This window comes from Ensifer sp., from assembly GCF_031989085.1.
Classification (GTDB): Bacteria; Pseudomonadota; Alphaproteobacteria; order Rhizobiales; family Rhizobiaceae; genus Ensifer.
In genome coordinates this window covers 1-1156 of sequence record NZ_DALZXU010000026.1, presented here as the reverse complement: position 1 = coordinate 1156, position 1156 = coordinate 1, and the positions used below count along the sequence as shown (strand labels likewise).

Genomic DNA, 1156 nt, shown 5'->3' with positions numbered 1-1156 from the left:
CTGAAAGGTCACGGATCGGCCCGAACGCCTCGGCTCTGGTCGCGGACGCGTTCGGTGTCGTCCTTGTCCGTCAGGCCGACAGCGCCTTGAACTCGGAAAGGATGGCTTCGCCCATCTCGACGGTTCCGACCTTGCGTGCGCCTTCGGCCATGATGTCGCCGGTGCGGATGCCCTTGTCGAGCACGGTGGCGATCGCCTTCTCCAGATTGTCGGCCTCCTTCACCAGGTTGAAGGAGTAACGCAGGCACATGGCGAACGACGCGATCATCGCGATCGGGTTGGCGATGCCCTGGCCGGCAATGTCGGGTGCCGAGCCGTGCACGGGCTCATACAGCGCCTTGCGCTTGCCGGTCACGCCATCCGGTGCGCCGAGCGAGGCCGACGGCAGCATGCCGAGCGAACCGGTCAGCATCGCCGCCACGTCCGACAGCATGTCGCCGAACAGGTTGTCGGTGACGATGACATCGAACTGCTTGGGCTGGCGCACCAGCTGCATGCCGCCGGCATCGGCCAGCATATGCTCGAGCTGGACGTCGGAGTATTTTGCCTTGTGGGTTTCGGTTACCACCTGGTTCCAAAGCACGCCCGACTTCATGACGTTGCGCTTTTCCATCGAGCACACCCGGTTGTTGCGGGTACGCGCCAGTTCGAAGGCGACGCCGGCGATGCGCTCGATCTCGTAGGTGTCGTAGACCTGGGTGTCGATGCCGCGCTTCTGGCCGTTGCCGAGATCGATGATCTCCTTCGGCTCGCCGAAATAGACGCCACCGGTCAGTTCGCGCACGATCAGGATGTCGAGGCCTTCGACCAGTTCGGGCTTCAGCGACGATGCGGCAGACAGCGCCGGATAGCAGATCGCCGGACGCAGGTTGGCAAACAGTTGCAAGTCCTTGCGCAGACGAAGCAGTCCGGCTTCCGGACGCACGTCATAGGGAACGGCATCCCACTTCGGTCCGCCGACGGCGCCAAACAGCACGGCATCGGCGGCCAGCGCCTTTTCCATGTCCCCTTCCGAAATCGCCTGGTCATGGGCGTCATAGGCCGAGCCGCCGACAAGGCCCTCGTCCGTCACGAAGCCGGCATCAAGCTCGGCATTCATGTAGGCGATGATTTTGCGGACTTCCGCCATGGCTTCCGGGCCGATGCCGTCGCCGGG

1 protein-coding gene is annotated in these 1156 nt (G+C 63.9%); it reads right to left on the bottom strand.

Annotated elements, in window-relative coordinates:
- Window positions 1-70: 70 nt before the first annotated feature.
- Window positions 71-1156: 3-isopropylmalate dehydrogenase (gene leuB, locus RTP54_RS31045; protein ID WP_312367912.1), on the bottom strand; the 1086-nt coding region annotated here is incomplete at its 5' end.